The sequence below is a fragment of the Photobacterium obscurum genome (assembly GCF_026191635.1).
GTDB lineage: Bacteria > Pseudomonadota > Gammaproteobacteria > Enterobacterales > Vibrionaceae > Photobacterium > Photobacterium obscurum.
Map to the genome: position 1 here is coordinate 369,816 of NZ_JAKRRW010000005.1, position 6,473 is coordinate 376,288.

The 6,473-nt window shown below is 47.6% G+C and carries 7 protein-coding genes; 5 read left to right on the forward strand and 2 right to left on the reverse strand.

The window, feature by feature from the left end; all coding sequences use genetic code 11:
* Nucleotides 1-126 precede the first annotated feature (126 nt).
* Entirely contained in the window at nucleotides 127-1,098 is a 972-nt protein-coding gene (locus MD588_RS09605; RefSeq protein ID WP_265696921.1) for a glycosyl transferase family protein, read from the reverse strand.
* A gap of 186 nt (nucleotides 1,099-1,284) precedes the next feature.
* Here MD588_RS09605 and MD588_RS09610 point away from each other — a divergent pair, with 186 nt between their 5' ends.
* From MD588_RS09610 to MD588_RS09620, 3 genes are all read left to right on the forward strand, one after another.
* Complete coding sequence (locus MD588_RS09610; protein ID WP_265696922.1) at nucleotides 1,285-2,022, forward strand: dienelactone hydrolase family protein; 738 nt, start codon at nucleotides 1,285-1,287, stop codon at nucleotides 2,020-2,022.
* Between the two features lie 186 nt (nucleotides 2,023-2,208).
* On the forward strand, nucleotides 2,209-3,180 hold the full coding sequence (locus MD588_RS09615; RefSeq protein WP_265696923.1) for a Gfo/Idh/MocA family protein: 972 nt from the start codon (nucleotides 2,209-2,211) through the stop codon (nucleotides 3,178-3,180).
* A gap of 69 nt (nucleotides 3,181-3,249) precedes the next feature.
* Nucleotides 3,250-3,564 carry a heavy metal-binding domain-containing protein gene (locus MD588_RS09620; protein ID WP_265696924.1) on the forward strand — a complete coding sequence of 105 codons (315 nt, stop codon included), beginning with the start codon at nucleotides 3,250-3,252 and terminating at the stop codon, nucleotides 3,562-3,564.
* 174 nt (nucleotides 3,565-3,738) lie between these two features.
* On the opposite strand, the gene MD588_RS09625 is transcribed toward MD588_RS09620, so the two are convergent.
* A complete protein-coding gene (locus MD588_RS09625) occupies nucleotides 3,739-4,119 on the reverse strand; it encodes a VOC family protein (protein ID WP_265696925.1) in 381 nt (126 codons plus the stop codon).
* Nucleotides 4,120-4,651: 532 nt separating this feature from the next.
* On the opposite strand from MD588_RS09625, the gene MD588_RS09630 reads away from it, so the two are divergent.
* Entirely contained in the window at nucleotides 4,652-5,812 is a 1,161-nt protein-coding gene (locus tag MD588_RS09630) for an ADP-ribosylglycohydrolase family protein (protein ID WP_265696926.1), read from the forward strand.
* A gap of 40 nt (nucleotides 5,813-5,852) precedes the next feature.
* A partial coding sequence (locus MD588_RS09635; protein ID WP_265696927.1) for a thioredoxin domain-containing protein occupies nucleotides 5,853-6,473 on the forward strand: 621 nt, incomplete at its 3' end.

Below are 6,473 nucleotides of genomic sequence, written 5' to 3' on the forward strand. Positions count from 1 at the left end.
GATAAAAACACCGGGCTATTTAGCCCGGTGTTTTATATTCATGATTAAGAATGTTGTCTGCAATTTTAAGAGTGTTGCCGGATTTTATTGATATACAGGCGCAGATCACTTTCCTGAGGGGGAGGGTTATTGGTGGCGTGTATCCCACCATTGCTGGGCTTGAACCAGTGCTGATTGTTGATCTGGGCATACCTGGATCATTTTGAGCACAATGGCCATGGTTGAGACAACCGCATGAGAACCGTAGTTGTTGTCGATATCACCGTCCCAAACCTTCTGTAGGTACTCACCGCTGATCTCACCATGCTTGCCGGAGGAGCCTTCAAGGAAGGTTGGCCACTCCTCATTGAATAGTTGGCCGTTAGATACTCCGGCAATGCGGCATGCCGTACGCGGACTGCGCTCGCTTTCGCCCCCCTCGCCCTTGAAGGCAACCATATTGGCATCCCCAACCAAAGCCGCAGCCTCGGCATGCAGTTTTTCATAGCCCTGATGGAAGATGCCATGGATTGCAAAAGGTGCCGCAGATGGGTTAAGGGCGCGGGCGACGGTATTGAGTGGGGTGCGCAGGCCGACTTTGCTGCGTAACGCCAGCAGATCGACTAAAGGCTCACAATAGGCGGAAAGAGGCACATAGCAGATGTTGTCATGCGAAAGGATCAACTTGGCCTGCTCCGGTGTGTCAGCCTGTCTTATGCCAAGATCTGGGCAGGCAGATTCAATCTGATACTTAACGGCATCAACTGCTGCATGGCCGTGCAACAGTACCCGGATACCATTTTGCGCCAGCAACTTAGCGGCCAATAGCAGCCAGGGTGGCTGGCGGCGTTTACCGGCAAAGCACGGCCAGTCGAGGTCGATATCCAGTGTCTGCCAGTCGGTGTCGATTCGGCTGCGCAGGGCCTGAATATAGCCGGCTGCTTCTTCGCCGGTTTCGCAGCGCACGCGCTGTAGCATTAATAGCACGGCAAGCTGAAGCAGGTCCGCCTTGCCGTCAAGGTACATCGTCAGTGCCTCGCGGGCTTCTTCTTGGGTAAGTGGCCTGCGGCCTTTCTCGCCGCGGCCCACGTGCTTAATAAATTCTGAAAAGGCTGGCATTTCAATCCCTGATTATTGAGTTATTTGGATCATAGTATACCCAAGTGGTCTCAAGTTGCTGAACATTGGGCTATCAACATCGCGGCTAGCCGGTGCTAGTGGATTTATTGCTTCGAGTGAGCGGTTGTAGATCACCTACACTGATAGGACTGCTTAGAAATCACCGCAACTGTCTAAGGTGGCTCGATGAATATCAAGTTTATGATTGCAGTGCTAATTTTGCTTTTTACCTCTACGGTATCAGCGGAAGGACGCTCCGTTAGCTATAAGGTCAATGGCGAGAAGTATGAAGGTTACTATATTTCGCCCGATGCCAAGGCGCCGTTGGTGCTGTTGATACACGACTGGGATGGCTTAACCGACTATGAAGTGAAGCGGGCTCAGATGCTGGCTGAGGAAGGTTATGCGGTTTTTGCCGCCGACTTGTTCGGCGCCGGTGTCAGGCCAACCAAGGTTGAGGATAAGCGCCAGCACACCGGTGAGCTGTATAAGGACCGTCAGAAAATGCGGGATTTGCTGCAAGGCGCGATGACGATGGCTGACTCATTAGGTGCTAATACTGATCAGGCGGTAGCAATAGGCTATTGTTTTGGCGGTGCGGCAGTATTGGAGATGGCCCGGTCGGGGGCGGATATGAAAGGCTTTGTGACCTTTCACGGTGGCCTGAAAACCCCTGCGGGGCAGGATTATTCGAAAACCAAAGCCAGCCTGCTGATCATGCATGGTGCTGCCGACCAAGCGATCCCGATGTCGGATCTTGTAGCGCTGGCTCAGGAGCTGGAGAAAAGTTCGCTAGAGAGTGAAATGATTGTCTATAGTGGCGCACCTCATGCATTTACCGTCTATGGTTCAGACAATTATCGCGAGGTGGCGGATTACAAATCCTGGCAGCGCTTTCTGGCCTACCTCAAGGCGGTAAACTAAATTGACGAACTCCTTATGGTTCTTTGTTGCTTGATGCATTTGTTGCGTCATCGTGGAGAGCCATTATCGGCACACCTCTGATGATGTAGCTATAAATCACTGTTATACCAAGACTCTTCCATTGATTTTTTGTGGCTTGTTGTTCATGCTGAGTGGATATACCACGAAAGGAAAGCGAGCCTAAACATGGGACGAACAACCCGCTGGGGGATCATTGGCTGCGGTAATGTTACCGAGCTGAAAAGTGGCCCGGCCTACCAGCAAACGGACGGTTTTGAGCTGGTGGCTGTGATGCGACGCGACGAGGCGAAAGCCCGTGACTATGCTGAGCGCCACGGGGTGAAAAAGTATTACTCCGATGCTGAACAGCTTATCAATGATGAAGACGTTGATGCGGTGTATATCGCCACGCCACCGGACAGTCACAAGTACTATGCGTTGAAAGTCGCTGCGGCGGGAAAACCTTGTTGTATCGAAAAACCACTGGCACCAAGGTATGAAGATTGTACCGCTATTGTGACGGCTTTTGAGCAGCGGCAACTGCCCTTGTTTGTTGCTTACTATCGGCGCTCTCTTCCTCGTTTTCAGCAAGTGAAGCGTTGGCTGGACGACGGAAAAATTGGCGATGTACGTCATGTTAGCTGGCAGTTGAATAAGCCTGCCAATCCTCTTGATCTCTCCGGGCAATATAACTGGCGAACGGATGCCGCGATCGCTGCTGGTGGTTATTTCGATGATCTCGCCAGCCACGGTATTGATCTGCTGGTGTATTTACTGGGCGAGGTTGAGCAAGCAACCGGCTTTAGCCTAAACCAGCAGGGCCTCTATTCTGCCAGTGATGCCGTGACGGGATGCTGGAAGCATAAGAGCGGGGTGACGGGATCCGGTAGCTGGAATTTTGGCACTTTGAAACGGGAAGATCGGGTCGAGATCCTCGGCAGTCGGGGCAAATTGGTGTTTTCTGTTTTTGATGAGGCGCCAGTTAACTTGATAACCAAGGACGGCGAACAAAGCCGCTTTGTTGAAAATCCCAAGCATATTCAGCAATATCACGTCGCGGCAATCCGGCGTCATTTGCAAGGGCAGGGTTGCCATCCATCAACCGGAGTGAGTGCTGCCCATACCAGCTGGGTGATGGAACAAATCCTAACTAACTGAGTCGGTGAACCTTTCTGCTGCGCTTGAGTCAAAAATAGAAACGTTGTTTTTATCGAGAGGAATGGATGTATGTTGTGTGTAACAACACCTGATATTGCCAATCAGGCTATTAAGGAAGTGCTAGGGACGGTAACGGGGAATGTCGTGCAGTCCAAGCATGTCGGTCGTGACATTATGGCGGGTTTCAAAACGATTTTCGGTGGTGAGATCCGTGGTTATACCGAAATGCTGACCGAGGCCCGTAAAAAGGCGCAGGCAAGGGCGATTGCCGAGGCGGAAGCCATGGGCGCCGATGCGATTGTGAATATGCGGTTTACCACCAGTGCAATTATGCAAGGTGCCTCTGAAATTCTGGTCTATGGTACCGCGGTAAAGCTACGTTGAGTTATGTGCTTTAAAATATGTCGCTGAAAGCATATCCCGCTTTCAGCAACAAAATAGATACAAATCAAAGCCTCCGTTAGGGGGCTTTATTTTGAAGAACATATGTATTTATATTATAGGTTTAGGATGAATGCTCTAAGCAGGAGTGCCGCATTATTTTTAGATATTGCCACTTTACTTCATCGAATGTAGGCCAAACATATTGCCCTCAGTATCTATTACGAGAGACATGAACCCATACTGCCCAATTGATTTTTTTGACTGTTGGATATTTCCACCTACAGTTACAACTCTCGATTCTTCAATTCCACAGTCTTCACAAGAAAAATAAACTATCGTGCTATTGCGCCTAGCAGAGTCCCTCTCCATTTTGACTAGAGCACCAGTTGCACCATATTGTTCCATGTTTGAAGGGAAGCCCCACATATCAATACTTGGGTTAGCCGGGTTATCCATATGTTCCAAATTAACGCCTAGAACAGCTTCATAAAAGCATTTCGCTCTCATTAGATTGTCTACATAGATTTCAAACCAACCGATAGGGTTATTTAACATCATGAGATCCTTTTGTGTGCTATGCCACCTCAAACATTAGCCCAAAACTAAGTTTAGAAATATTATAATAATCACCATTGTTAATGAACTTACTAGTTTAGTTTATATAACAAGTGACAATATATCGTTTAACTCTTTGTTATGTTTCTCTATAAAATCACTTAAAAATATATGAAGACAGTGAAATTAGTATAAAAACTAAATATTTACTCTGTGAGGCTGCTTAAAAAGCAAATCTGGTATAAAAAAGCAGAACTGTTATAGGTTTTTATTCGAACCCTGTATCTACTACAAAGTGAATATTTAATTTAAGTTTGCATTGGGATTTTATTATTACTATGGGCAAATGAAAGCTGAATGTTATCCTAAAATTAGCATGGGTAGATGACCATGATTTTATAAGGGTATAGTTTAAGTAAAGCAGACCAAAAATTAATTCATAGGTTAATCACGAATAACAGCATGCTTAGTCTGTCCAGTTCTACTGGTTCAGAGCACTATCCCATAAGCATTAATAGAGGGAGAAGTTGTTATGTACGAAGAAAGAAAAAATCGTTTGCGAAATACTATTTTGGGGGCATTGGTCGCTGATGCAGCCTCCGTTGGTTTCCATTGGTTGTATGATCAGGAACGTATCCGCGAGATTGCAGCGGACTCCCCAGAATTTCACCCTCCAACACTTAGTGACTATGACAACGTTTCCGGTTTTTTTGCCCATGGAAGTAAGCGGATTGGGGATTTTTCACAGTATGGAGAGCAATCAATGGTGCTTATGCGTTCACTCGTTGCAAACGGGGGCCGCTACAACAAAACACATTACGAGGATTCTTTTCGCGAGCATTTTGGATATGGTGGGAATTATGTCGGGTACATCGACCATGCAACACGCGACACCCTGGACAATATTACCAGAGCAGAAAATGACGTAATCAAACGCGCAAAAGCGATCCCATTTGGCGGGGATGACAACACGCAGCGCATGATGATCACCAAAGTTCTCGCGAACGTCAAACAGGCCAAAGGTGAACAACTTCGTCAGAAGGTGGAAGATGCCACCAGGCAGACCCATGATGACAATAGAATGGTAGCTTACGCATTGAACATTGCCGCCGAAGTGGAAAATATATCTGGTTACCATGGTGCTAATGACGAGCAATTGCCTGCTATCTCCAAATTACCTGCTTTAGTCTCCGTTTATGCAGGAGACAGCGCGTTGCATGACGTTGTTGAATCTGCTGTTCGCGTCACCAACGACAATGATCTAGCTGTACTATTTGGCCACACAGCGGCGTCTATCATGGAAGCGGCAATCTACTATGCAGACCCATTGGCAGCTATTTCTACCGGATGCGATAACGCGGATCCCATTGTGACCAAATTGATCGACGAAGCCTTATCTCTTAGGGACGAAACCACTACGGTGATTACTTCCAAATTTGGCATGAGCTGTAACCTTACCTGCGGTATTCCCAGTGTTATTCATAATCTGATCACATCGGGGTCTTATCGCGAGGCTATCCGGAAAAATATTTACGCTGGGGGGGATTCTTGTGGTCGAGCTATCCTCTTAGGTGCTGTTCTTGGGGCGACCAATGGTATCGGTGGAGAAACTGGAATTCCCCTCGAATGGATTGAGAATCTTACACAGAGGCAAGAAGTCGATGAACTCCTACAGACATTAATCGACTCATGAACTTGATAATAAAGATGATTGAAAATAGGAAATTTTAAGTATGAGTACTCAACTTATTTATCTGATGGATCCGCAATGTGGATGGTGCTTCGGATTTTCTGGCATCATGCATGAGATTGTCGCTCATTTTCAAAGTGATGACCGTCTGGAGCTTTCATTGGTTACGGGTGGGTTGTTTCATCCCGCCCGAGTTACCGGACCTAATTTTGCCGAGGAAAAGCGTCCAATCGCAGCACGCGTCGAGCAGATGTTCGGCGTTAATTTTGCCGACGATTATTTCTCCAAAGTTCTGGGAACCGGGCATCTGGACAGCCTGGTTCCGTGTCAGGTGATCAACGCGGTCAAGATGAAAACGCCAGGGGCTGAGTTTGGCTTTGCGGCGCGTCTCATCGATGCGGCGTTCATAGAGGCGCGCGATATCTCCGAATTGTCGGTCTGTCTTGACGTGGTTCAGGAAAGCGGCTTCGATGCCAAAGAGGTGGAATTGATATTGTCGACACCAGAGTTGGTTGAGATGACCGAAAAATCATTCGAATTTGCGCGGCAAGCTGGGACGGGGTTCCCTTCACTTTTTCTGAAAACTGAGCATGCTTTGACGCATCTTGGCGGCGCTCAACTCGATCTGAAAACATTGAAAGCTCGCGTGGATGCTCAGTTAAAC

Excerpts from the sequence above, each read along its gene's own strand:
- MD588_RS09620 (WP_265696924.1), top strand. The coding sequence starts at position 3,250 with ATGTTGTGTGTAACAACACCTGATATTGCCAATCAGGCTATTAAGGAA.
- MD588_RS09605 (WP_265696921.1), bottom strand. The coding sequence starts at position 1,098 with ATGCCAGCCTTTTCAGAATTTATTAAGCACGTGGGCCGCGGCGAGAAA.
- MD588_RS09615 (WP_265696923.1), top strand. The coding sequence starts at position 2,209 with ATGGGACGAACAACCCGCTGGGGGATCATTGGCTGCGGTAATGTTACC.
- MD588_RS09630 (WP_265696926.1), top strand. The coding sequence starts at position 4,652 with ATGTACGAAGAAAGAAAAAATCGTTTGCGAAATACTATTTTGGGGGCA.
- MD588_RS09610 (WP_265696922.1), top strand. The coding sequence starts at position 1,285 with ATGAATATCAAGTTTATGATTGCAGTGCTAATTTTGCTTTTTACCTCT.
- MD588_RS09625 (WP_265696925.1), bottom strand. The coding sequence starts at position 4,119 with ATGTTAAATAACCCTATCGGTTGGTTTGAAATCTATGTAGACAATCTA.